The sequence below is a fragment of the Pseudomonas sp. NPDC090208 genome, from assembly GCF_044746785.1.
GTDB lineage: Bacteria > Pseudomonadota > Gammaproteobacteria > Pseudomonadales > Pseudomonadaceae > Aquipseudomonas.
In genome coordinates, this window is the sequence record NZ_JBIVCU010000004.1 from 221,916 (window position 1) to 244,117 (window position 22,202).

The window sequence follows — 22,202 nt, forward strand, 5'->3', positions numbered from 1 at the left end:
CAGGTTTTCGGGTGCGGCGCGCGTGCTGTGGGAGGGAGATCGCTGCCGCCGGCAAGCCAGACGGCTACAGATGCACATGCAGCAATGTTTTTGATTCTGGCCGCAGGCCGTGGGAGCCGGCTTGCTGGCGAATGCGACAGGTCTGTCAACCAGAGAGCGCCTGGTCTGCCCCCTTCGCCAGCAAGCCGGCTCCTACAGGTTCACCTGCTGTGCTCCCCCCAACCATTCGTTTTCAAGGAACCCTCATGAATCGCATCACCACAACCCTGGCCACGGTGTTTTTTTCGGCGTTGGTCGGTGCCGAGGAAGGCAGGCCGCGCCCTGATCCGAAGCCGTCGCCGGAGGTGCTGGAGGTCACGCCGCAGTTGTATGCCTACACCACCGAACTGCTGTTCGGCGAGGTGTGGAAGCGCCCTGACCTGCCACCCCGCGACCGCAGTCTGATCACCCTCGCCGCGCTGCTCGCCAGCGGTCAGACCGCGCAGATGACCGGGCACATCAAGCTGGCCCTGGACAACGGCGTCAAGCCGCAGGAAATCACCGCGCTGATCACTCATCTGGCGTTCTACAGCGGCTGGCCCAATGCGATGTCGGCGGTGGCCGTGGCGCGGCAGGTGTTCAGCGATCGCGGGCTGTCGCCCGAGCAGATCGCCCCACCACCCGGCGAGCCGCTGACCCTCGATCCGCAAAGCGAAGCCAAACGTCGGGAATCGGTTCAAGCCTCGGTGGGCGCCACGGCGCCGGAGCTGGCGCGCTATACCAACGATGTGTTGTTCGGCGATCTCTGGCGCCAGACCGACCTGAGCCCGAGGGACCGCAGCCTGGTCACGGTGGCAGCGCTGATCAGCCAGAATCAGTCGGCGCAACTGACCTTCCACCTCAACCGCGCCATGGACAACGGCCTGACCCGCGAACAGGCGGCAGAAGTGGTCACCCACCTGGCGTTCTATGTCGGCTGGCCGAAAGCGATGTCGGCAGTGCCAGTGCTCAAGGCGGTGTTCGATTCACGCACGGCAGGCTGACACGCCGCGGGCGCTCACAGCGCCCGACGGTCCACCCCGCTGGCCACGCGGATGATATCGGCCATCACCGCAACGGCGATTTCCGCCGGGGTCTTGCTGCCCAGCTGCAAGCCGATGGGCGCGTGGATTCTCGCGAGTGCCGCCTCCTTCAGCCCACCGATCCGCGCCAGCCGCTCCCGGCGACTGGCGCTGGTGCGCTGCGAGCCCATGGCACCGATGTAGAACGCGCGGGTGCGGACCGCTTCCAGCAAGGTCAGATCGTCCAGCCGAGGGTCATGGGTCAGCGCCACCACGGCGGTCGAACCATGGCAGCCACCGGCGGAAATGAACACCGCCGGCAGCACCGGCACCAGTTCGACACCGGGCATGGCGAACCCGGCGGTCACCTCCTCGCGCGGGTCGCAAAGAATCACTTCATAACCCAGGGACAAGGCAAAGCTGGCGCAGTACTCGGCCACCGGCGACAAACCCGCCAGCAGCAGGCGTTGCGCCGCGCCGACGCGCAGGGAAACCCGCTCGCCGTCACGCAGCACTCGGGGATCGTCCATGCTCGCCGGATGATGCCGGCGCTCGTTCGAACCCAGCACGATGTCACGCCTGACCAGTTCGCCACCGGTCAGCGCCTGCTGAACTGCCGCCAGGTGCGCGTCGGCCTCAACCCCCGGTTCGACATACTCCAGCAGCACATCAAGCACCCCGCCGCAGGGCAGTTTCACGCTGGGCGCCAGGCCGCCCTCGCCGTAGCGCACCACCTGATTGCAACGGGCGAAGGCATCGTCTGCCAGACGCTGGAGAAAATCGTCCTCGACGCAACCGCCAGACAACGAACCGCGATGTTCGCCGCTCGCCTGCGCCACCAGCATGGCCCCCGGCCCACGCGGTGCCGAACCGAATGTCGAGAGCACCGTACACAGCCACACCGGTTTGCCGGCCGCCAGCCATTCACGGGCTTTCTGAATGACTTGTAGATCCAGTTGTTTCATCGAAAGGCGTACCTGCAAGACAACGAAGGAGCGCCGCACCCGAGGGGGTGCGACGCCAATCTGCGATCCTGAAGCGGCTCACGCCTGCATCAGTTTTTCCTTGGTGATCGGCAGGCTGCGGATGCGCTTGCCGGTGGCGTGGTACACCGCGTTGGCGACGGCCGCCGCCAGCCCGGTCACGCCGATTTCGCCGATGCCCCGGGCGCCGAACTCGCTGAGTTTGTAGTCCGGGTAATCCAGCAGGGTGATGTCGATGTCCGGCTGATCGGCATGCACCGGCACCACGTATTCGGCGAAGTTGTTGTTGGCCGGCAGGCCATCCCGTGGATCGTTTTCCGACGCCTCGAACAGGGCCATGCCGATGCCCATCACGATCGCCCCTTCCACCTGATTGCGTGCGGCCAGCGGGTTGACCACCTTGCCGACGTCGATGGCGCTGACCACCCGCGCCACGCGCAGCCGCGAGATGCCCGGATCCCAACGCACCTCGACGAAATGCGCGCCGAAGGAGCGGAAAGAATGCTGCTTGTCTTCTGTGCCACCGCTCTGAAAATGCCCCTCGGCGCGGGACAGGCGCTGACGGCCGAGCACGTCGGCAAAACCGATGCGCTGTTCGCCGCTGATCAGCGCGCCGTCCTTGACCGTCAGTGCATCGGCCGCCGTGCCGGAGAACGCACCGCCATCCATGACCGCGTAGCCGCGCAGCACCTCCAGTGCCTTGCGCGTGGCACCGGCCACGGCCGGCATCACGCTGGCGGTGACCCACGAGCCGCCCGACAACGCCCCCGGCGGAAACGCCGAGCTGCCGAGTTCGACCTCGATGCGCTCCAGCGGCAAGCCGGTCAGCTCGCTCACTGTCTGCGCGACGATGGTGTAGGTGCCGGTGCCGATGTCCTGCAGGCCGCACTGCACCAGCGCCGTGCCGTCGGCACGCAGGACCACCCGCGCATCGGTCGCCACCCGGTAGGCCTCCCAGTTACAGGCGCCCATGCCGTAGCCGATGACTTCGTCACCATCACGCATCGAGCCGATCTGCGGATTGCGCTGGCGCCAGCCGATGCGCTGGGCGGCGATTTCGATGGCTTCCGGCAGGTGATTGCTCGACCACGGCAGGCCCACGCTTTCGTCCAGCGTGGCGAGATTGAGCTGGCGAAAATCCAGCGGGTCCATGCCGTTGACCAGAGCCATTTCATCGATGGCCGACTCCAGCGCAAACAGCCCCGGCGCCGCCCCGGGCGCACGCATCGAGGTCGGCGTGCCGCGATTGACCGGGCTGTTCTTGTGGCTGACCAGCACGTTGGCGCAGCCATACAGACTGCGGGTCACACCACCGCAGGACTCGGTATAGGCGTCGGTGGTCGAGGTGCTGTTGTACGACTCGTGACGGATCGACACCAGCTTGCCGACAGCGTCGGTGGCCAGGCGCAGGCGTTGCAGGGTTTCCGGGCGGTGGCCGGTGGTGGTGAACATCTGCGCGCGGGGCACCACCAGTTGCACCGGGCGACCGCTGACTTTCGCGGCGGCGCAGGCGGCAATCGAATGCGGCCAGGGGAACAGCTTGCTGCCGAATCCCGAGCCAATGAACGGTGCGCGCACTTCGACGCGGTCCGGCGACAGGTCGAACACCTCGGCCAGCACGTTGCGGTGGTTGATCACCCCTTGAGTGCTTTCATAGACGTACAGCTTGCCGTCCTGCCACCAGGCGGTGCTGGCGTGCATTTCCATCGGGCTGTGGGTTTCCACCGGCGTGGTGTAGGTGGCGTCGATGCGCCGTGCGGCGGACTGATACGCCGCGTCCGGATCGCCCCGTGTGTGCCCGCGCCCACCGTCGCGGGCACCGTGGCTACGCAAGGCGTCGGCCAGGCTTTTGACCGCCGTCTGCTCGTCGTAATCGACCGTGACCGCCAGCGCCGCAGCGCGGGCCTGCTCGAAACTGTCCGCAAGCACCAGGGCGACGAACTGGCCGGGGTAATGCACCTGCGCATCCTCGAACGGCAGGCGTTTTTCATCGACCCGGTTGGAGCTGAGAATCGCGCCGAAGTTGAACAGGCTCGGCGTGCGGTGCAGCACCGGGAAATTACCGTGATGAAGAATGGTCACCACCCCCGGCATGCGCTGCGCCTGCTCGACATGGAGGGCGCGGACACGACCCTTGGCGATGGTGCTGTAGACGCCATAGGCGTAGAGCATGTTCGGCAGATGATGATCGGCGGCATAGCGGGCGCCGCCGGTGACTTTCTGACGGCCATCGATGCGCCGTTGCGAGGTACCGATGATGGGCGAATTCATGCGCGGGCCTCCTGCGCCGTGAGGTCACGCAGGTTGCGGACGATCACCTGCTGACCGAGGGGAATCTTGAACGCGTTGTGCTCGAACGGCCGGGCGTCCTTCATCGCCAGCTCGGCGACCCGGCTGAACGTCTCCAGGCTGGCGCGCTGGCCGATCAGCGCACGCTCGGCTTCGAGCGCCCGCCACGGTTTGCTGGCAACACCGCCGAGGGCGATCCGCGCATCGCTGATGCGCTCGCCCTTGAGCACCACGATCACCGCGCTGGACGCCAAGGCGAACTGGTAGGAAGTGCGGTCGCGCAGCTTCAAGTACGCCGAGCGGCTGCCCGCCAGTGGCGCATCGAGGGTGACGTGGGTGATCAGCTCGTGGGGCTGCAAGGCGTGCTCGCGCCACGGCGTGTCGCCGGGCAACAGATGGAAGTCGGCAAAGTCGATCTCGCGGCTGCCGCCTGCGCCCTGCACGGTGACGGTGGCGCCGATCGCCGCCATCGCCACACACATGTCAGACGGATGGGTGGCAATACAGTGCTCGCTGGTGCCCAGTACCGCATGCACACTGCGATTGAGCCCGCCAATGGCGGCGCAGCCCGAACCCGGCTGGCGCTTGTTGCAGGCCGACACACCGTCGCGGAAGTAATTGCAACGCACCCGCTGCATGAGGTTGCCGGCGGTGGTCGCCTTGTTGCGCAACTGGGTCGAGGCGCCGGCCAGAATCGCCTGGGACAGCAGCGCATAGTGCTCGCGCACCTGCGCATGGTTGGCCAGTTCGGTGTTGCTGACCAAGGCGCCGATGCGCAGGCGCCCGTCGGCCAGCGGCTCGATCTGCTTGAGCGCCAGACGATTGATGTCCACCAGCCGTTCGGGCTGCATGACGTCCAGCTTGACCAGATCCAGCAGCGTGGTGCCGCCGGCCAGATAGAAACGCTGGCCGTCACCGCTGGCGGCATTCACCGCGTGGGCGGCGGAGTCGGCACGGGCATAGTCGAAGGTACGCATCAGACCGTTCCTCCCATTTTCGTCCGGGCGGACTGCACCGCCGCGAGGATGTTCTTGTACGCACCGCAACGGCAGATATTGCCGCTCATGGCTTCGCGCACGCTGTGGTCGTCGCTGGCGATGTTCGGGTCGTTGAGGATCGCCACCGCGCTCATGATCTGCCCCGAGGTGCAGTAACCGCATTGATAGGCGTCGTGTTCCCAGAAGGCTTCCTGCACCGGGTGCAGCTTGCCGTTTTCGGCCAGGCCTTCGATGGTGGTGATGCGGTCGCCGTCATGCTGCACGGCAATCGACAGGCAGGCATTGATCGCCACGCCGTTGACCAGCAATGTGCAGGCGCCGCACTGGCCGTGGTCGCAGCCCTTTTTGGTACCGGTCAGTTGCAGGCGGTCACGCAGCACGTCCAGCAGCACCGCGTTGGTCGGCACGTTGAGTTGATGCACCTGGCCGTTGACCTCCAGCCGAATGCGCTGCTCGCCGGCAGCCGGCGCGTCCGGATCATCGACCGGCACCGGCGCGGCGATTTCGGCCTGCGCCAGCGCCGCCGGAATCCACGTGGAGACCGTCGCCGCAGCGATGCCGGAGGCACCGAACTTGAGGAAATTGCGCCGTGACGGCTGGGTCAGCGACGGCGTTGCGTCGGGTTCTTGCACTGTCTGTTGCAGTGTCTTGGGGTCGTTCATCAGGATCACCTTGGGGTCGCTTCGACTGCGAGCAATGGGCTGCGCCTTGCAGCGTTCTCGGATCGGGGTGTGACGGTTGTTTCTGGTAGAACACAGGCCCTCGGCGACGTTCGGTTACGGCACTGCCGCCGAGAGGATGCTTTCGATCTGGCCGAACGCCGGGCCCAGGCGCTCGACAATCTCCACCGCCTTGGGCGTTGGCGTCACACCCCGGCAATGGCGGATGAACAGCGGATCGCCGAACTGGCTGCGCAGCTTGGCCAGGGTATTGCTCACGGCCGGCTGCTTGACTTGCAGACACACGGCGGCGCGGGTCACGCAGCGTTCGCGATAGACCACCAACAGCGTCAGCAGGCTGTTGAGGTCGATGTCGCTGAACACCCGTTCGTCAACGCACATCCGCCGACGTCCCCGGCTGCACCTTGCCGAAACTGGCAAAGCTCAGATGCGCACGCAGGCCGATCAGGAAATTCACCAGTTCGGCCATGTTGGCCCCGGCGAAATGCGCGGTCATGTGCGTGTTGTCCGTCCAGTGGCCGCTGAGGATCCACACATGCTCTGCGCCGCTGGCCCGGCTGACGACAAAACTCACGCAGCCCTGCTCCGCTTCGAACCTGGCGCGATAGACCCGCAAACGGCGCTCGAAGAACACGTCCGGCGCTTCGACGAACCTGATTTCCAGCGTGTTGATGGCATCGATCTGCATACGAACTCCCTCCTTCCTTGCGCCAATCCGCGGGTTCAAGGGCGGTCGACTTGCTGAAGGCGAACTTAACGAGGCACCGGGTTTGTGACTACGTAGCGAAAATCACATAGCCTCATGAGCGGGATTCATCAATCGGCGGGTAGAGGGGCGATATGTGAGTGCCACGGCGTAAAAATGGTCGCCAGAGGGCGTGGTTTTGGCGTGGCGGGGAAATGAGAAGAGAGGTGCTGGAGGGCCTGAAATCAAAGGGTTTCAGGCGGGAGAGTGTTGTGCGGATAGCGAGGATGCTGCTGCGGTTCAGGGCTGGGGCGTGTCGATCAAATCACCCTTCATTTACATCGCCAGACGGCAGAGAAACAGCGCGTTTTGATACATCCTGCAATGATTGCCGCCCGGCTTCTGGCCGAAGGCCGTGGGAGGGAGCTCTGCTCGCGAATACGTCAGTACTGACAATGCTGTACTGCCTGACCCACCGCATTCGCGAGCAGGGCTCCCTCCCACGGGGATTTGCGATAAGTCCAACCTTGTTGAGCTTCCTGTGGGAGCGAATTCATTCGCGATGGCGCCGGATCAGTCGCCTTCGCAGGGTCTGACTTGACGCCATCGCGGGCAAGCGCGCTCCTACAGGGGTGCATGCGCAGCAAGCCTCAGCGCAGCACCACCCGTTCGAATCGCCCGGCCAGTACGCCGTAGGCGAACACGCCCAACAAACCATGGGCCGCCACGAACCACAGGGCGGTGTTGAACGAGCCAGTGGTGGCGACGATGTAGCCGATCACCAGCGGTGTGACGATCCCGGCGATGTTGCCGATGCCGTTGAACACGCCGCCGCTCAGACCGACCATGTTTTTCGGCGCAGTGTCGGACAACACCGCCCAGCCCACCGCCGCCAGCCCCTTGCCGAAGAAGGCGATGGCCATCAGGGCGATGACGATCCAGTTGGCGTCGGTGAAGTTGGCCAGCACCAGCACGGTGGACATCAACATGCCTATCAGGAACGGCGTCTTGCGCGCAATCGACGGGTGCACGTTGCGACGGATCAACAGGTCCGACAGCATGCCGCCCAGCACACCGCCGGAGAACCCGCAGATCGCCGGCAGCGCCGCGACCCAGCCGGCTTCCATGATGGTCATGCCACGGCCCTTGATCAGGTAGATCGGGAACCAGGTAATAAAGAAGTAGGTCAGCGCGGTGATGCAGTACTGGCCCATGTACACCGCCCACAGCGTGCGGCTGGTGAACAGCTGACGGACTTCGGCCCAGTTGGTCTTGGTCTTCTGTTGTGTACGGTTGAGCTCCAGGTCCACCAGCGCCCCACCCTCGCGCATGTAATCCAGCTCCTTCTGGCTCAGGCGCTTGTCGCTGTGAGGCTCGCGGTACAGGGCGAACCAGAACACGCTGAGCACCAGCCCCAGACCGCCCATCCACAGGAATACATGCTCCCAGCCCAGCGCGTGGGTCAGCCAGGCCATCAACGGGGTGAACAGCACCACCGCCATGTATTGCGCCGAGTTGAACAGCGCCGAGGCGGTGCCGCGTTCCGCCGTCGGGAACCAGCAGGACACGATGCGGTTGTTCGCCGGGAACGCCGGCGATTCCACTAGCCCGAGCATGAAGCGCATGGCGAACAGGCTCATCGCCGCCGAAGCGCCCATCAGGCCGAACCAGCCGACCGTGCCCTGAGCCATGGTGAATACCGACCACAACACCAGACTTGCGCCGTACACCCGACGGGCGCCGAACCGGTCAAGCAGCCAGCCGCCGGGAATCTGCCCCAGCGCGTAGGCCCAGGCGAAGGCGGAGAAGATCATGCCGAGCATCATCGGATCGAGGCCGAGATCCTTGACCACCCCGGTGCCGGCGATGGACATGGTCGCGCGGTCGGCGTAGTTGATCACGGTGACGATGAAGATCATCGAGAGAATCAGAAAGCGGTGGCGGCCAACCTTCGCTTGCGCGTCGGCGTAGTCCGCGGGGAGGGACTTGGTGAGCATGGTGTGTCTCCCGCCCGCGCTCGTGGGCGGGCCTGTTGTTTTTGTTAAGTTGTCAGACAACCTCACCGCGATCATAGGAGCGCACAACGATATACGTCTAACATAGAGACTGGATTGATTGATGCGGATATTGAATCGTGGAATTGCACCAGTTGCGCTGTTTCGTGGCCGTCGCCGAAGAACTGCATTTCGGCCGCGCCGCCACGCGGATGTACATGACCCAACCGCCGCTGAGCCGACAGGTGCAGTTGCTCGAACGCGGCCTCGGCATCCAGTTGCTGGAGCGCACCAACCGCTCGGTGAAACTCACGGCCGCCGGCCAGGGTTTTCTGCGTGATGCGCGGCATATCCTGGCGTTTTCCGATCAGGCCGCCGATGCCGCACGGCGTCTGGCGCGCGGTGAAGCCGGCAGCCTGACCCTGGGTTTCACCGCGGTCAGCGCCTATCAGATGATTCCGCAACTGCTGGCGCGGGCCGCCGTCGAGTTGCCGGGTTTGCAGTTCACCCTCAAGGAGATGGTCTCCAGTGCGCAACTGGACGCCCTCGCCGCCCAGCGCATCGACGTCGGTTTCGTCCGACAGGTGAATGACCGCGACACGCTGGACGCGCAACTGATCAGCCGGGAGCCGTTGCTCGTTGCCCTGCCCCATGCCCACCCGCTGGCGTGCCACGACAGCATCGCCGTGCGCGATCTCGACCGGCTGGCGTTCGTCATGTACGCCGCCGACGAGGGTCGCTACTTCTACGACTGCATCGCCGGGCTGTTCGCCATGACCGGCGTCACGCCGCATTACGTCTATCACTTGGGCCAGACCCACAGCGTGGTGAGCATGGTCCGCGCCGGGCTGGGCGTGGCCATCGTGCCGGCGTCGGCGCAACAGTTGCACAGCGACGGTCTGCTGTTCCGGCCCTTGCGTGACGCCACGCTGCACGCGGAGTTGTACATGGTCTCGCGACAGGACAACGACAATCCGGCGTTGCCGGCGTTCAAGGGGCTGGTCGGGTCTATGCCGTCCATGTAGGAGCTGGCTTGCCCTGCGAGCGGCTGCGAAACAGTCGTAAAACCGATAAACACGGTGTTTCAGGACTGCATAGTCGTCTGGTTTTACGACGGGTTCCCCGCCGCTCGCAGGGCAAGCCAGCTCCTACATGACCAGTCGCGCTCCTACGGGTCGTCCCGCGCCAACAGCGTCCACACACGTACGACAATAGTCGCAATCGTCAAAATGAATTAACCAGTCAGTACATAAATATGTTTTCATGTCGCCCGCTTTTGAGCGCGCCTGCGCGCCCGCCTCCTCCTGCCGCCCTCGCCCGTGGGGACGGTCTTTCGCATTTCAGGTTTTTTGATGAGCAATTCTTCGCAATTCCCCGCTGATTCCGGCTCGCGCCGCGGCTTCTCCACGGCCCTGGTGGTCGGTTCGGTTCTGGCAATCGGCGTCTGCACGCCGTCGATGGCCGATGATTTCCTCGACCGCTCGACCATGACCGGTGACTGGAATGGCACCCGCAGCCGGCTGGCGGATCAAGGGGTGAAGATCACCGGCGACTACAGCGGCGAAACCGTCTACAACGCCCACGGCGGCAAGCAGCGCGGCACGCGTTATTCGCAGAACGTCAAACTCGGCGCGCAGTTCGACCTGGGCAAGCTGCTGGACCTGGAAAGCGGCGGCAAGGTGCAACTGACCATCAACGACCGCCGTGGCAACGACGGCTCCGGCGATCTGGTCGGCAACCGCCTGCCGGTGCAGGAAAACTACGGTGGCCTGTACACCCGCCTGACCGAGCTGAGCTACGAGAACACCCTGTTCACCCCGGCGCTCAACGTCAAACTCGGCTACATGGCCATGGGCAACGACCTCGGCGGCCTGAGCAGCGGCATTCTGTGCAACTTCATGAACGCCGGTTTCTGCGGCCACCCGCTGGCGATGTCCGGCGGCAGCGGCTGGAGCAACTACCCCAATGCGCACCTGGGCGGCATGGCCAAATACCGCTTCAACCCGAACTTCGCCGTCCAGGTCGCGGCGTTCAAGGTCGACGCCGCCAGCAACGGCAATTCCAGCCGCGCCTGGCACGTCACGCCGAAGGACAGCACTGGCAACATCCTGCCGATCGAAGCGATCTACAACGTGCTCGGCGACATGCCCGGCGAATACCGCGTCGGCTATTACTACGACACCTCCGACGCGCCACGCATCGGCACCCGCAAGGAAGTCGCCGGCCGCGAAGGCTCGTATTTCCTGATGGACCAGGACGTTTGGAACTCCAGTGAAGTCAGCGGCCGCAACGTCCACGTGTTCGGCCAGTTCTCCAACGCCAGCGCCGCCGCGTCGCCGTTCCGTCGCTGGTATTCGGTGGGCATGGCGCTGAAGAAGCCGTTCGTGTCGCGCCCGAACGACACCATCGCCATCGGTTACGGCCGCGCGGTGTTCAACTCGCGTAGCCGCGATGTGCAGGAAGCCGCAGCCCTGGCCCGTGGTGATGACTTCCCGGATCTGGCCAGCGGCGAGGGCCTGGTGGAAATGACCTACGGCGCCCAGGTCGCGCCATGGCTGACCATTCGCCCGTCGGTGCAGTACATCATCGAACCGGGTGCATTTTATGGTGAGAACATCGACAACACCCTGATCCTTGGTCTGCAGGTCAAGGCGACGCTGTAATACCCGCTGGGTATGCAGTCAATGCGTCACCTGTGGGAGCGGGCTTGCCCGCGAAGGCGGTGCAACAGTCACTCCCGCGGCGTCTGATATGGCGCTTTCGCGGGCAAGCCACGCTCCCACAATGTGAACTTTCGACGCTAAGCCGGCGGCAGATTCGCCAGGATCAACAACGCGCCCATCACCGTGATCGCGCCGCCGATGCGGGTGGAAATCTGGGCGAACGGCAGCAGTTGCATGCGGTTGGCGGCGGTGAGGATGGCGATGTCGCCGGTGCCGCCCAGGCCGCTGTGGCAGCCGTTGACGATAGCGGTTTCGATCGGGTACATGCCCATGCGCCGAGCTATCACCAGGCCGGTCAGCACCAGGGTCAGCACGGTGGTGACGATGGTCAGCACATTGCCGATATGGAAGGCCGCCGTCAGTTCGCTCCAGTGGGTCACCGCGATGGAATTGGCGAACAGCAGCGGATAGGTCACGCAGGTGGTGAAGAACTTGAACAGCACCCGCGCACCGTTTTCCAGCCGCTCCGGCACTGCGTTGCACAGCTTCAGCAGCACCGCGAGAAACAGCATGCACACCGGCCCCGGCAGACCGAACAGCGCGTGCAGCAGCACCCCGGCGAGATACAAAGTGATCGCACACATGCCGGCGGCAATCGCCTGATTGACCGTCTGCGCATCGAAACGGGTTTCCGCCTCCAGCCCTGCCTTGCTCTCGTCCTGCGGCAACTCCAGCATTTGCAGGCGGCCATTGCCGGTCAGTTGCGGAAAGCGCTTGCCCAGCAGGTCCAGCGCACCACAGGCGAGAATCGCGCACAGGTTGCCCAGCAGAATGATCGGCAGCAATTGGGCGAGGATCTTGCCTGAGTCCATGCCGAGGATTTCGCCGTAGCCCACCGACAGCGGAATCGCGCCCTCGCCCAGACCCCCGCCCATCACCGGCACGATGACGAAGAACAGCACCTGACGCAGCTCCAGCCCGCAGAGCATGCCCACCGTCACTCCGGCCAATAACGCCAGCAGCGAACCCACCAGCAACGGCACGAAAATCTTGGCGAAGCCCTTGATGATCAGGTTGCGGTCCATGGTGAAAATGCTGCCGACCACCACCGATGACACGAACAGATAAATGAAGTTGCTCGACTTGGTGAACGTGGTCACCGGCGCAATGATTTCCTGCGGCACCCAGCCCAGGCTGACCAGATACGACGGCAGCAACGCCGAGACAATCGCCGCGCCACCGATCTTGCCGAAGAACGGCAGACGCTTGCCGATTTCCGCGCAGGTGGCGCCGCCCAGGCCGATGATCGCGACCATGGTCGGCAGGTCGGCCTTGAGCTCCTTGCACAGCAACAGCCCGGCGACCAGCGCCAGCAACAGCAGGTACACGGGCACTGGGATAAAGCTGATGCGGATGTCCATCAGGCGCCAGAACAGCCTGTCGTGCTGCACCTGTGGCGCAGCCGCAATGGGCCGGGTCAACGTTTCGGCGTTGGGCATGGGAACCTCGTCTGTGTTGTTTTTGTAGATCGGGTTGTGAAACGAATGCTGATTGCCTGCGCTCAGAGCGCCAGCAAGCCGGCCTGACGGGCCTGTTCCAGAACGACGCGAGCGCGATGCACGAACGGCGCATCGACCATCTGCCCGTCCACTTGATAGACGCCGACACCATTGGCTTCGGCCTCCACGGCAGCAGCGATCACCCGTTGCGCGCGATCGATTTCTTCCGCTGCCGGCAGGAAGGCCTGGTTGGCCATGTCGATCTGACTCGGGTGGATGCACGATTTGCCGGTGAAGCCCAGGCTGCGGGCATAGCGCGCCTCTTCGGCATAGGCGTCGGCGTCCTTGATCGCGGCGAACGCGGCGTCGTAGGCGGCAATCCCCGCCTCCCCCGCAGCCATGCGAACGCTCAGTTGCAACTGGCGGATCACGGCGGTTTCGCGGCGATTGATGCCCAGCGGTTCGAGCAGATCGGCGAAGCCCAGCTGCAGGCCCATCACCCGTGGGTGAGCGCAGGCGATTTCGGCAGCGCGACGCAGGCCACGGGGCGATTCGATGTTGGCGAGGATGCGGATATTCGCCGCAGACGGTTGCTGGCGTTCCAGGCGCTCCAGGTCGGTGACCAACTGCAGGACCTGTTCGGGGCCTTCGACCTTGGGCAGGTTGATGATGTCCAGCCGGGTGCCGACCAGCGCTTGCAGATCGGCGTGGTAATGCAGCGAATCCTGGGCGTTGATGCGCACCACCAGGGTCTTGTCGGTCGCAGCCAGACCACCAAGGCCGCCCAGAAATTTGGCCAGCGCACTGCGCGCAGCCGCCTTGGCACTTTCGGCCACGGCGTCTTCAAGGTCGAAACTCAAACCATCGGCGCGGGACGCCAGGGCTTTTTCGAAGAGTTCGGGGCGGGATCCGGGGACGAACAGTTTGCTGCGCATGGGCGACTCACTCGCTGAAGACGCCGGCACGAAAATCGCTGCGGCGTCGCACCGGACGACAGGGTCAGGCCCCATACCCGGCATTGTTGTTGGAAGGCCGGGGGCGTGGCCCGGCATCGGTGTTGAAAGCCAGGCCCATATTGCAAAAGCGCAGAAGCTAACTAAAGTGCGTATTTCTACGTTTAGAATCCAGAATTTTTAGACTATGGACACACGCTATCTCGACAGCTTTCTGCAGGTCGCCCAGCTCGGTTCCACCGCTGCCGCCGCACGCAAACTCAACCTGACCCCCACCGCCGTGGCGCAGCGGATCAAGGCGCTGGAACACGAAATCGGCCAGCCGCTGCTCAGTCGCGCCGGGCGCAACATGCAGCTGACGGCCGCCGGTTCCGCCCTGCTCGGCCCGGCCAGCGAGCTGCTGGTGCGCACCCGCGAACTGCGCGCCATCGCCGCGCTGGATGCGGTGGCCGGCGAGTTGCGCATCGGCTGCATCACCACCGCTCTGGCCTATCTGGTGCCCGACGTGCTGGCAGCGCTGATCAACAATTACGAGCACCTGCGCCCCCATGTCGAGCCGGCGTTTTCCACCGATCTGTACCGCAAGGTGCTGTCCGGCGAGACCGACATCGCGATGATGGTTGCCCCGCAATTCGAGCTGCCCAAGGAGTTCATCTGGCGCCCGGTGCGGGACGAGCCGTTCGTGGTGCTGGCGCCACGGCATCTGGCCGACGAGCATCCCCACGAAGTGCTGCGCAGCCAGCCGTTCATTCGCTATCACCGGCGTTCCTGGGGCGGTGTGCTCGCCGACCGCTACCTGTTGCAGGTCGGCATTCAGCCTCAGGAGCGTTTCGAAATGGACGCGCTGGATGCCATCGCCGCCATGGTCAAGGGCAACCTCGGCGTGTCGCTGGTGCCGCAATGGCGGCCCATGCATGCCCAGCTCGGCGAATTGGCACAGATCCCATTGCCGGGCGCCGGCCTGCATAGACCGATCGGTCTGTTATGGAAACGCAACTCGGCCAAGGAGCGTTTGATCGAGGTGTTCTGCAAGGTGCTGTTCGCGCAATTGCAGCCACACTGAATCCATTTTTTTTGGATTCTAAACCTAGCGAAAACGCATTTTATTTCTCGATCCTGCTGACCAGAATGGGGCCATGCACAGGACCGGCACCCGCTTCAGGCGATGCCGGTCTGCAATAACAAGATCGGAGAAACAGTCCATGCCCCATTCCGCCTCACCGGCAACGGCCACCCTGCGCGGCCCGCTGTCCGGTATCACCGTTCTCGATCTGAGCGCCTACATCGCCGGCCCCTACGGCTGCTCGCTGCTGGCCGATCAGGGCGCCAGGGTGATCAAGATCGAGCCGCCGACCGGCGACAACCTGCGCAAGTACCCCTCGACCCTGGCGTCGGAGAGCCGTGCCTTTCTCGGCGTCAACCGCAGCAAGTCCGGCGTGGCCCTGGACCTCAAATCCCCCGGCGGCCTGGAGGCGCTGCTGACGCTGGTGCGCGAGGCCGACGTGCTGGTGCACAACTTTCGTCCGGGAGTGCCGGCGCGGCTGGGCATCAGTTATGCACAATTGCGCGAGGTCAATCCGCGGCTGATCTATTGCGCGGTGACTGGCTACGGTGAGCAAGGCCCGCTGAAAGCCAAGGCCGGCTACGACCAGGTGCTGCAAACCATGACCGGCATGTGCGCCGCCCAGAGCAAGGCCGATGGCCCGCCGGAAGTGCTTTACGGCTCGGTGGTCGACTATTACGCCGCCTCGCTGGTGGCCGGTGGCGTGGCGTCGGCGCTGTTCGAGCGCGAGCGCACAGGTGAAGGCCAGGAAGTCGGCGTGTCGCTGTTGCGCAGCGCCCTGGCGATGCAGTCAGCGCGGCTGGTATGGGCCGACAGCGAGCCCCGCGCGCTGGATCGCGACATGCGTTCCGGCGGCATCACCGGCATTCACCCGACCCGCGAAGGCCATCTTTATCTGTCGGCCAACACCCCGCATTTCTGGCAGGCGCTGTGCGAAAAAACCGGCCTGGCCCATCTGGTCGCCGACGAGCGTTTCGACACGGTGCGCAAGCGCGCACAGCACCACGAAATCATCGTGCCGCAACTGCACGAAGCCCTGCAGCAGCACAGCGCGCTGGAGTGGGAAGCCATCTTCGGCGAGGCAGTGCCCTGCGCCGCCGCACGCCGGGTCGAAGACATGTTCGATCACCCGCAGTGCGAGGCCGAGGCGCTGATCGCCGAGTTCGACCACCCGGTGGTCGGTCGCTATCAGGGCTTCACCCGCGCCATCGCCTTCGGCCGCACACCAGGCCCAGAGCCCTTCGCCGCGCCGGTGTTCGGCGCCGACTCGGACCGGGTGATGGCCGAACATGGCTTCAGCGAACAACAGATCGCCGAGCTGCGTGCCAGTGGTGCGCTGCTCTGAGCTGAAACACAAAACACCCTGTGGGCGCTGAAACACAAAACAACGTGTGGGAGCGGGCTTGCCCGCGAATACGGCAAGTCAGAAACCCTCTCAGGGTCTGATACGCCCCCTTCGCGGGCAAGCCCGCTCCCACAAGATGCCAGCCGTAGCACAGCATCCACCAACAAGACCGACTTCCCACAAACACAATAAAAGGGATCACCCGATGCACAACACACTCCACGACCTGGGAGGGTTCGGCGCATGAACACGTCCGTAGCCGTCCCCAGAACTCTGCGTACCCGCTTCACCGACAGCACCATCAGCCTGTTCGAGCGGACCATTCCCGACCCGTTCGTGCTGGCGATCTTCATCACCGTGGTGGTCGCTGCGGCTGCCTGGCTGGTGGCGCCGAATGCCTCGGTCGATGCGCTGCTCAGTGGCTGGTACAAAGGCTTCTGCAACATCTTCACCTTCGCCCTGCAAATCACCCTGGTGCTGGTGCTCGGCCACGCCCTGGCCCATGCGCCGGTGGTGCAGCGTTTCTTCACCCGCCTGGTGGCGCTGGCACGTACGCCGGCCCAGGCCGGGGCGATGATTTTCCTCTGCGTGGCGGTCACCTCGTTCTTCAACTGGGGCTTTGGCCTTGTGCTCAGCGCCCTGCTCGCCCGCGAAATCGCCAAGCGCATGCGCGTCGATTTCGCCTGGATCGTCGCTGCCGGTTTCTCCGGCTGGGTGGTCTGGGCCGGCGGTCTGTCCAGCTCCATCGTGCTGGCCCAGACCACACCGGGCAACCCGATGAACGTGGTGCAGAAACTCACCGGTCAGGTGCTCAGCCTCGGCGACATGGTCTTCGTGCCCTACAACATGGTGCCGACCCTGGCGCTGCTGGTGATCATGCCGTTCGTGCTGGCGTTGCTGCGGCCCAAGGATGAAGACGCGGTGTGCCTGGACATCGGCAAACACCCCGATCCGGAACCGGCCAGACGCCCCCAGGGCCCGCGCAGCTTTGCGCAGTTTCTTGAATACTCGCCGCTGGGCAGCCTGATCATGGGCGGCCTGGGCATCGCGGTGGTGGCGTATTCCTTTGTCGGTAACCTGCAATTGTCCGGGGTCAACGGCGTGATCGTGATCATGTTCACCACCGGTATCCTCTTGCACGGCTACCCGCTGGCGTACGCCAACGCCGTGAAGAATGCGGCCAAGCAGAGCGGCTCGATGATGCTGCAATACCCGCTGTACGGCGGGATCATGGGCATGATGGAAGCCACCGGCCTGCCGGGGGTGATCGCCAAGGTGTTCGTGGCGATTTCCACCACCCACACCCTGCCGTTCTGGAGCTACGTGTGTTCGCTGCTGGTGACCTTTCTGATCCCCAGCGGCGGCGGTCACTGGGCGGTGCAAGGACCGTTCGCGATCCCGGCGGCGGTGGAGCTGCATGCATCACTGTCGGCGACCACCATGGCGGTGGCCATGGGCGAGCAGGTGTCTAACATGATGCAACCGTTCTGGGCCGCGCCCGTGGTAGCCATGGCCGGCGTCGGCGTACAGCGCGTGCTGGGCTTCACCTTCGTGACCTTTCTGGTCGCGGCAGTGGCGTACGGTGCGGCGTTGTTGCTGTTGGTATAAAAGACATGTGGACCGATCCCGCAGACGGGAGGTCTGTTCGCGATCCCTTGTAGGAGCGTGGCTTGTCCCGCGACCGGCGAAGAAGTCGTCGTAAAAACTGCGAATGCGGTCTGTCTGATACACCACATTTATCGGTTTTACTGCCGCTTCGCGCCAGGTCGCAGGGCAAGCCAGCTCCTACAAGGGGCTCGTGCAATGAATGAAGGGTAAGCCATGAAACACCCCCACCTGCAACTCCCCGCCAACAGCTGCGACGCGCATATCCACATCATCGACCCGCGCTTCGCGCCGGCGGACCCGGCGACTGCGGTCGCGGCCGGTCAGTCCATGGCCGAGTACCGCAAGGTTCGCGAGCACCTGGGCCTGCGCCGGGCGGTCATCGTTCAGGCCAAGTACTACGCCACCGACAATCGCTGCACCCTCGACGCCATCGCGCAGATGCAAGGCCAAGCGCGGGGCATCGCGGTGGTCGACGACACGGTCAGTGAACGTGAGTTGATCGCGCTGCACGAAGGCGGCATTCGCGGCTTGCGCTTCAGTCTGTGGAATGCCGGCAATCAGGTGGTCAGCGCCGACATGATCGCGCCATTGGCGGCGCGCATCGCCGAATTCGGCTGGCACCTGCAGATCCACATGGGCGCCGAGCAGATTCTCGAACAGCAGACGCTGCTGGCGAACCTTCCGGTACCGGTGGTGTTCGACCACATGGGCCGGCTGCCGGCCGGGGCCAACGCCAGTCACCCGGCGTTCCGTTTCATCGCCCGGCTGATCGACGCCGACAGGGCCTGGGTCAAGCTCAGCGGCCCCTACCTGAACACCGTCGAAGGCGGCCCGCGCTTCAACGATGTGCGCACCCTGGCCCGGGACTTCGCCACCCTCGCCCCGCAGCGGATGGTCTGGGGCAGCGACTGGCCCCACGTCACCGAAACCCACAAGCCCGACGCCGCCGACCTGCTCGACCTGTTGCTGGACTGGACCGGCAGCGACGCCGCGCGGCAGGCGATTCTGGTCGACAACCCGGCGCAGCTTTACGGCTTCGACGACTGATCCGCAGGGTGCTGGCCGGCGTTGAGCAGGGCCGCCACATAATCGACAAACATCCGCGCCTTGCTGCTGACCATGCGCCCGGCCGGAAACACCGCCCACAGGTCGATGGGCGGCAACTGCCAGTCGTCCAGCACCGTGATCACTTCGCCGCTGGCAAGCTCAGGGGCGAACATCCACTCCGAGGCCATCGCCAGGCCGAGATTGGCTTTCACCGCCGCGCGCATGCCTTCGGCAGCCGAGACCTTCAAACGTCCCGTGGTGGCCGCTGTGAACACCTCGTCGCCCTGGCGCAGTTGCCAGGTGTCGCCGCCACCGTTGCGGTTATAGATCACCGCCTCGTGCTGCTGCAGATCGCGGGGATGTTGCGGCACGCCGTGGCACTGGAAATACGCCGGGGTGGCGATGATGCGTCGACGACCCTGGGCGATCTTGCGCGCCGTCATTGATGAATCCTCCAGCACGCCCATGCGCAGCGAGATATCGATGCCCTCTTCCACCAGATCGACACTGCGGTCGTCGAGGATCACCTCGATGTTCAGTTGCGGGTGTTGCTTGAGCAGCGGCCCCAAGTACGGCACCACGTGCAGGCTGGCAAAGGTCACGGCGGCGCTGACCCGCAGCCGCCCGCTGAAACCGGCGCCGATACCACGCACGGCGGCGTCGGCTTCATCGGCCTGATCGATGGCGCGGCGGGCCGCTTCGTAATAGGTCTGCCCGGCTTCGGTCGGGGTCAGGCCACGGGTGGTACGCAACAGCAGCCGGGTGCCGAGGCTGTCTTCCAGGGCGGCGATGGTTTTCGACACCGCTGGCTGACCGACACCCAGCCGCTTGGCCGCCGCCGAAAACGAGCCGGTTTCCACAGCACAGACAAAGGTTTCCATCGCAGCCAGACGGTCCATCAGGGTTCCTCGGTCGGTGATCGGGCATGGCGCAGCATCGCTGATTGTGGGTGTGACGCAAAGATCCCTGTCGATACGAACACCCTGTGGGAGCGAATTCATTCGCGAAGCGCCATTGCGGACGATGCGGATGTGTCGTCCGCAATACCGTATCGCGAATGAATTCGCTCCCACAGGGTGAACGTATGTGCTCGACGGGCTTAGCCGCGCAACGCTGGCAACAGATCGGTCGGCTCAGGACGCAGGGTGTAATCCGGGTTGACCTCGGCGTACTTGATCAGGCCGTCCTGACCGATCACGAAGCGGCCCGGCATCGGCAGCACCCAGGCGTCGTCATCGTTGAACACCGGCAGGTCGTTGCCGAAGCCCTTGTACAGGTCGATCAGGTAGTCCGGCAGCTTGAAGCGCAGACCGAACGCTTCGGCAACCTGGCTTTTGCTGTCGCTGAGGATCGGGAAGCTCAGGCCGTTCTGGCGCACCGATTTGCGGCTGTTGACTCGGGTCTGCGGCGAGATCGCCACCAGGCTGGCACCCAGCTCGCGGTACTGCGGCAGGGTTTCTTCCAGGGCTTGCAGCTCCATGTTGCAGTACGGGCACCAGACGCCACGGTAAAAGCTGATCACCAGCGGCCCCTTGGCCAGCAGCTCGGCAGACGAAACGGGATTGCCGTCCGGGTCGTTGAGGGTGAACACCGGGGCCTTGTCACCGACTTTCAGGGTGCGTTCGGCCTGGCCGGAGGCAATCAGCTCGTCGGTGGCGCGTTTCATGATCGCGTGAACCGGTGCCGGTGCGTTGTAGGGTGGTTTACCGGCAACGAAGTCGGCTTTGAAGGCATCGAGTTTTGCTTGCAGCGTCATGACGGTATTCCTTGTGCGGTGGGATGGATGTTTCGGTGAGCCCATCCTCTCAATCCCCCCACCCCGTCAGAAGACAGGCCGGGGTGATAACAGCCATTCCTTGCGGGAATGCCCTTGCATTCAGCGCTTGCTCCTCCATGCTCTGACCAGGCGTCGATGCTGCGGGGCGTGGGATTTCCGGCATTTTTTTGTCCCGAAACCGCAAAAAAACTGATATCGAAGTGCAACCTCCTCGGAATGTTCTGCTCAGACTATTTCGAAACGGGCAAAATCGCGCATCATGGCGGCATTCAGTACAAGGGAGATATCCATGCGTTTCACATCTTCAGCGACGCGCATCGCCGCGCTGTCATGGGCTCTGCTGCTGGCGGGCAATGCAATGGCCAGCGAAGAAACGCAACTGATCCAGTCGATCAACAGCTATCGCAGCCAGGCCCAGCCGTGCGCCAACCTGGCCTCTCAGGAGCTGCCGCCGCTGACGGCCGACGCACGCCTGAACCTGCCGGCCAGCGGCACGGTGGACCTGCAGCCGATGCTGGCGAAGGCGTCGTACCCGATGGTCACCGTGCAGGCGATCACCCTGTCGGGCCCGCGTGATGCACAGTCGGCGATGACGGCGATCCAGGAAAGTTTCTGTCAGGTAGTGCTCAATCCGCAGTTTGTCGACATCGGTGTCAGCCGTGCCGACCGCGACTGGCGCATCGTGCTGGCCCGGCCGCTGCTGGCCGGCGGGCTGGGCAATTCCCAGGCCGAAGGGCAGAAAATCCTCGGCCTGATCAACGCCGCGCGCTCGGTGCCGCATCAATGTGGCGGTCAGCCGTATGCCGCAGCCTCGCCATTGAGCTGGAACGACACCCTTGCCACGGCGGCCGAGAGCCATACCCGGTCGATGGCCAACAACAACTATTTCGACCACAAGGGCCGCAACGGCGGCACCCCCGGCGACCGTGCCGAGCTGGCGGGTTACATCGGCCAGCAGATCGGCGAAAACATCGCCGCCGGCCAGGACAGCGCGCGCAAGGTGGTCGAAGGCTGGCTGGCCAGCCCCGGCCATTGCGCCAACCTGATGAACCCGGCCTTCCACGACCTCGGCGCCGCCTACGCAGTCGACCCGAAAAGCGACGCGGGGATCTACTGGACAGCAATGTTCGGAGTGCAGCAGTAAGCCCTGCACATCACAAACACTGTGGGAGCGGGCTCGCCCGCGAAGAAGGCGGTACATCGTAAACACTGTGGGAGCGAATTCATTCGCGAGGCGGTATTCCAGGCGACGCATCTGTGTCGTCCGAACCGGCCCATCGCGAATGAATTCGCTCCCACATGTGCTTCACACGACCCGCTACTTCGCCTTGCCGCCCTTGGGCTTGTAGAACAGAAACTTCTCGGTTTCCGCGGTCTTGATGTATTCCGCGGCCCAGTCCGGTTTGACGTTGCGGTCGTGGAAGTACATGGCCCCCCGGGTAACGCGGTGTATACCGTTCAATCGACCTACACCGCTCAATCCGTATGCCGCCAAGAATGCATGCCGCATGCTTTACTCACTTTTATGTCGCAATCGCTGAATGTATTCTGAAATCCATTTGGTCATACCCATCCACG

Annotated in this window: 19 protein-coding genes and 1 pseudogene; 8 read left to right on the plus strand and 12 right to left on the minus strand. The window is 64.2% G+C overall.

What is annotated here, in order from left to right:
• Positions 1-245: 245 nt before the first annotated feature.
• Positions 246-1,022 (plus strand): carboxymuconolactone decarboxylase family protein, encoded by a 777-nt coding sequence (locus tag ACIPL0_RS09255; RefSeq protein WP_400600505.1) that lies wholly within the window; start codon positions 246-248, stop codon positions 1,020-1,022.
• 14 nt (positions 1,023-1,036) lie between these two features.
• Here ACIPL0_RS09255 and ACIPL0_RS09260 read toward each other — a convergent pair whose 3' ends face one another.
• The 7 genes from ACIPL0_RS09260 to ACIPL0_RS09290 all read right to left on the minus strand — a co-directional run bounded on the left by ACIPL0_RS09260 (position 1,037) and on the right by ACIPL0_RS09290 (position 8,672).
• On the minus strand, positions 1,037-2,005 hold the full coding sequence (locus ACIPL0_RS09260) for an XdhC family protein (RefSeq protein WP_400600507.1): 969 nt from the start codon (positions 2,003-2,005) through the stop codon (positions 1,037-1,039).
• Positions 2,006-2,083: 78 nt separating this feature from the next.
• Positions 2,084-4,294, minus strand: a complete 2,211-nt coding sequence (locus ACIPL0_RS09265; RefSeq protein WP_400600509.1) for a xanthine dehydrogenase family protein molybdopterin-binding subunit — start codon at positions 4,292-4,294, stop codon at positions 2,084-2,086.
• Positions 4,291-5,289, minus strand: coding sequence for an FAD binding domain-containing protein (locus ACIPL0_RS09270; RefSeq protein ID WP_400600511.1), 999 nt, complete (start codon positions 5,287-5,289; stop codon positions 4,291-4,293). The genes ACIPL0_RS09265 and ACIPL0_RS09270 overlap by 4 nt, the downstream gene beginning before the upstream one ends.
• Positions 5,289-5,972: a (2Fe-2S)-binding protein gene (locus tag ACIPL0_RS09275; protein ID WP_400600513.1), complete on the minus strand. Its 684-nt coding sequence runs from the start codon at positions 5,970-5,972 to the stop codon at positions 5,289-5,291. Before ACIPL0_RS09275 ends, ACIPL0_RS09270 begins: the two co-directional genes overlap by 1 nt.
• A 114-nt stretch (positions 5,973-6,086) precedes the next feature.
• Complete coding sequence (locus tag ACIPL0_RS09280; protein ID WP_400600515.1) at positions 6,087-6,371, minus strand: LysR family transcriptional regulator; 285 nt, start codon at positions 6,369-6,371, stop codon at positions 6,087-6,089.
• Complete coding sequence (locus ACIPL0_RS09285; RefSeq protein WP_400600517.1) at positions 6,361-6,678, minus strand: putative quinol monooxygenase; 318 nt, start codon at positions 6,676-6,678, stop codon at positions 6,361-6,363. Before ACIPL0_RS09285 ends, ACIPL0_RS09280 begins: the two co-directional genes overlap by 11 nt.
• A 647-nt stretch (positions 6,679-7,325) precedes the next feature.
• Positions 7,326-8,672 carry an MFS transporter gene (locus ACIPL0_RS09290; protein WP_400600519.1) on the minus strand — a complete coding sequence of 449 codons (1,347 nt, stop codon included), beginning with the start codon at positions 8,670-8,672 and terminating at the stop codon, positions 7,326-7,328.
• A gap of 137 nt (positions 8,673-8,809) precedes the next feature.
• Between ACIPL0_RS09290 and ACIPL0_RS09295 the strand changes: the two genes are divergently transcribed.
• Both ACIPL0_RS09295 and ACIPL0_RS09300 read left to right on the plus strand, forming a co-directional pair.
• Entirely contained in the window at positions 8,810-9,694 is an 885-nt protein-coding gene (locus ACIPL0_RS09295) for a LysR family transcriptional regulator (RefSeq protein ID WP_400600520.1), read from the plus strand.
• 432 nt (positions 9,695-10,126) lie between these two features.
• Positions 10,127-11,332 carry a carbohydrate porin gene (locus tag ACIPL0_RS09300; protein ID WP_400600765.1) on the plus strand — a complete coding sequence of 402 codons (1,206 nt, stop codon included), beginning with the start codon at positions 10,127-10,129 and terminating at the stop codon, positions 11,330-11,332.
• Positions 11,333-11,469: 137 nt separating this feature from the next.
• Here the strand turns inward: ACIPL0_RS09300 and ACIPL0_RS09305 are convergent, their stop codons facing one another.
• Entirely contained in the window at positions 11,470-12,831 is a 1,362-nt protein-coding gene (locus ACIPL0_RS09305) for a 2-hydroxycarboxylate transporter family protein (protein ID WP_400600522.1), read from the minus strand.
• Between the two features lie 62 nt (positions 12,832-12,893).
• Positions 12,894-13,766 carry an HpcH/HpaI aldolase/citrate lyase family protein gene (locus ACIPL0_RS09310; RefSeq protein WP_400600523.1) on the minus strand — a complete coding sequence of 291 codons (873 nt, stop codon included), beginning with the start codon at positions 13,764-13,766 and terminating at the stop codon, positions 12,894-12,896.
• 205 nt (positions 13,767-13,971) lie between these two features.
• Here ACIPL0_RS09310 and ACIPL0_RS09315 point away from each other — a divergent pair, with 205 nt between their 5' ends.
• From ACIPL0_RS09315 to ACIPL0_RS09330, 4 genes are all read left to right on the plus strand, one after another.
• Complete coding sequence (locus tag ACIPL0_RS09315; RefSeq protein WP_400600525.1) at positions 13,972-14,847, plus strand: LysR substrate-binding domain-containing protein; 876 nt, start codon at positions 13,972-13,974, stop codon at positions 14,845-14,847.
• 139 nt (positions 14,848-14,986) lie between these two features.
• On the plus strand, positions 14,987-16,192 hold the full coding sequence (locus ACIPL0_RS09320; RefSeq protein WP_400600527.1) for a CaiB/BaiF CoA transferase family protein: 1,206 nt from the start codon (positions 14,987-14,989) through the stop codon (positions 16,190-16,192).
• Positions 16,193-16,435: 243 nt separating this feature from the next.
• Positions 16,436-17,800, plus strand: a complete 1,365-nt coding sequence (locus tag ACIPL0_RS09325; protein WP_400600529.1) for a TIGR00366 family protein — start codon at positions 16,436-16,438, stop codon at positions 17,798-17,800.
• Positions 17,801-18,013: 213 nt separating this feature from the next.
• Positions 18,014-18,847 carry an amidohydrolase family protein gene (locus ACIPL0_RS09330; RefSeq protein WP_400600531.1) on the plus strand — a complete coding sequence of 278 codons (834 nt, stop codon included), beginning with the start codon at positions 18,014-18,016 and terminating at the stop codon, positions 18,845-18,847.
• On the opposite strand, the gene ACIPL0_RS09335 is transcribed toward ACIPL0_RS09330, so the two are convergent.
• Together ACIPL0_RS09335 and ACIPL0_RS09340 are read right to left on the minus strand one after the other, a co-directional pair.
• The gene (locus ACIPL0_RS09335) at positions 18,829-19,746 is read right to left on the minus strand and encodes a LysR family transcriptional regulator (RefSeq protein WP_400600533.1); all 918 of its coding nucleotides are present in this window, start codon (positions 19,744-19,746) and stop codon (positions 18,829-18,831) included. The two genes, ACIPL0_RS09330 and ACIPL0_RS09335, sit on opposite strands and share 19 nt — an antisense overlap.
• 200 nt (positions 19,747-19,946) lie before the next feature.
• A complete protein-coding gene (locus ACIPL0_RS09340; protein WP_400600534.1) occupies positions 19,947-20,603 on the minus strand; it encodes a peroxiredoxin-like family protein in 657 nt (218 codons plus the stop codon).
• A 310-nt stretch (positions 20,604-20,913) separates the two neighbouring features.
• Between ACIPL0_RS09340 and ACIPL0_RS09345 the strand changes: the two genes are divergently transcribed.
• Positions 20,914-21,768 (plus strand): CAP domain-containing protein, encoded by an 855-nt coding sequence (locus ACIPL0_RS09345; RefSeq protein WP_400600536.1) that lies wholly within the window; start codon positions 20,914-20,916, stop codon positions 21,766-21,768.
• 174 nt (positions 21,769-21,942) lie between these two features.
• Here the strand turns inward: ACIPL0_RS09345 and ACIPL0_RS09350 are convergent.
• Positions 21,943-22,065: pseudogene (locus ACIPL0_RS09350) on the minus strand (cell wall hydrolase); the annotation flags it as partial.
• Between the last annotated feature and the right edge of the window lie 137 nt (positions 22,066-22,202).

Coding starts and splice junctions, on each gene's coding strand:
- ACIPL0_RS09260 (WP_400600507.1), bottom strand. CDS start 2,005: ATGAAACAACTGGATCTACAAGTCATTCAGAAAGCCCGTGAATGGCTG.
- ACIPL0_RS09310 (WP_400600523.1), bottom strand. CDS start 13,766: ATGCGCAGCAAACTGTTCGTCCCCGGATCCCGCCCCGAACTCTTCGAA.
- ACIPL0_RS09320 (WP_400600527.1), top strand. CDS start 14,987: ATGCCCCATTCCGCCTCACCGGCAACGGCCACCCTGCGCGGCCCGCTG.
- ACIPL0_RS09305 (WP_400600522.1), bottom strand. CDS start 12,831: ATGCCCAACGCCGAAACGTTGACCCGGCCCATTGCGGCTGCGCCACAG.
- ACIPL0_RS09335 (WP_400600533.1), bottom strand. CDS start 19,746: ATGGACCGTCTGGCTGCGATGGAAACCTTTGTCTGTGCTGTGGAAACC.
- ACIPL0_RS09325 (WP_400600529.1), top strand. CDS start 16,436: ATGAACACGTCCGTAGCCGTCCCCAGAACTCTGCGTACCCGCTTCACC.
- ACIPL0_RS09280 (WP_400600515.1), bottom strand. CDS start 6,371: ATGTGCGTTGACGAACGGGTGTTCAGCGACATCGACCTCAACAGCCTG.
- ACIPL0_RS09330 (WP_400600531.1), top strand. CDS start 18,014: ATGAAACACCCCCACCTGCAACTCCCCGCCAACAGCTGCGACGCGCAT.
- ACIPL0_RS09265 (WP_400600509.1), bottom strand. CDS start 4,294: ATGAATTCGCCCATCATCGGTACCTCGCAACGGCGCATCGATGGCCGT.
- ACIPL0_RS09285 (WP_400600517.1), bottom strand. CDS start 6,678: ATGCAGATCGATGCCATCAACACGCTGGAAATCAGGTTCGTCGAAGCG.
- ACIPL0_RS09300 (WP_400600765.1), top strand. CDS start 10,127: ATGGCCGATGATTTCCTCGACCGCTCGACCATGACCGGTGACTGGAAT.
- ACIPL0_RS09255 (WP_400600505.1), top strand. CDS start 246: ATGAATCGCATCACCACAACCCTGGCCACGGTGTTTTTTTCGGCGTTG.
- ACIPL0_RS09290 (WP_400600519.1), bottom strand. CDS start 8,672: ATGCTCACCAAGTCCCTCCCCGCGGACTACGCCGACGCGCAAGCGAAG.
- ACIPL0_RS09270 (WP_400600511.1), bottom strand. CDS start 5,289: ATGCGTACCTTCGACTATGCCCGTGCCGACTCCGCCGCCCACGCGGTG.
- ACIPL0_RS09340 (WP_400600534.1), bottom strand. CDS start 20,603: ATGACGCTGCAAGCAAAACTCGATGCCTTCAAAGCCGACTTCGTTGCC.
- ACIPL0_RS09275 (WP_400600513.1), bottom strand. CDS start 5,972: ATGAACGACCCCAAGACACTGCAACAGACAGTGCAAGAACCCGACGCA.
- ACIPL0_RS09315 (WP_400600525.1), top strand. CDS start 13,972: ATGGACACACGCTATCTCGACAGCTTTCTGCAGGTCGCCCAGCTCGGT.
- ACIPL0_RS09345 (WP_400600536.1), top strand. CDS start 20,914: ATGCGTTTCACATCTTCAGCGACGCGCATCGCCGCGCTGTCATGGGCT.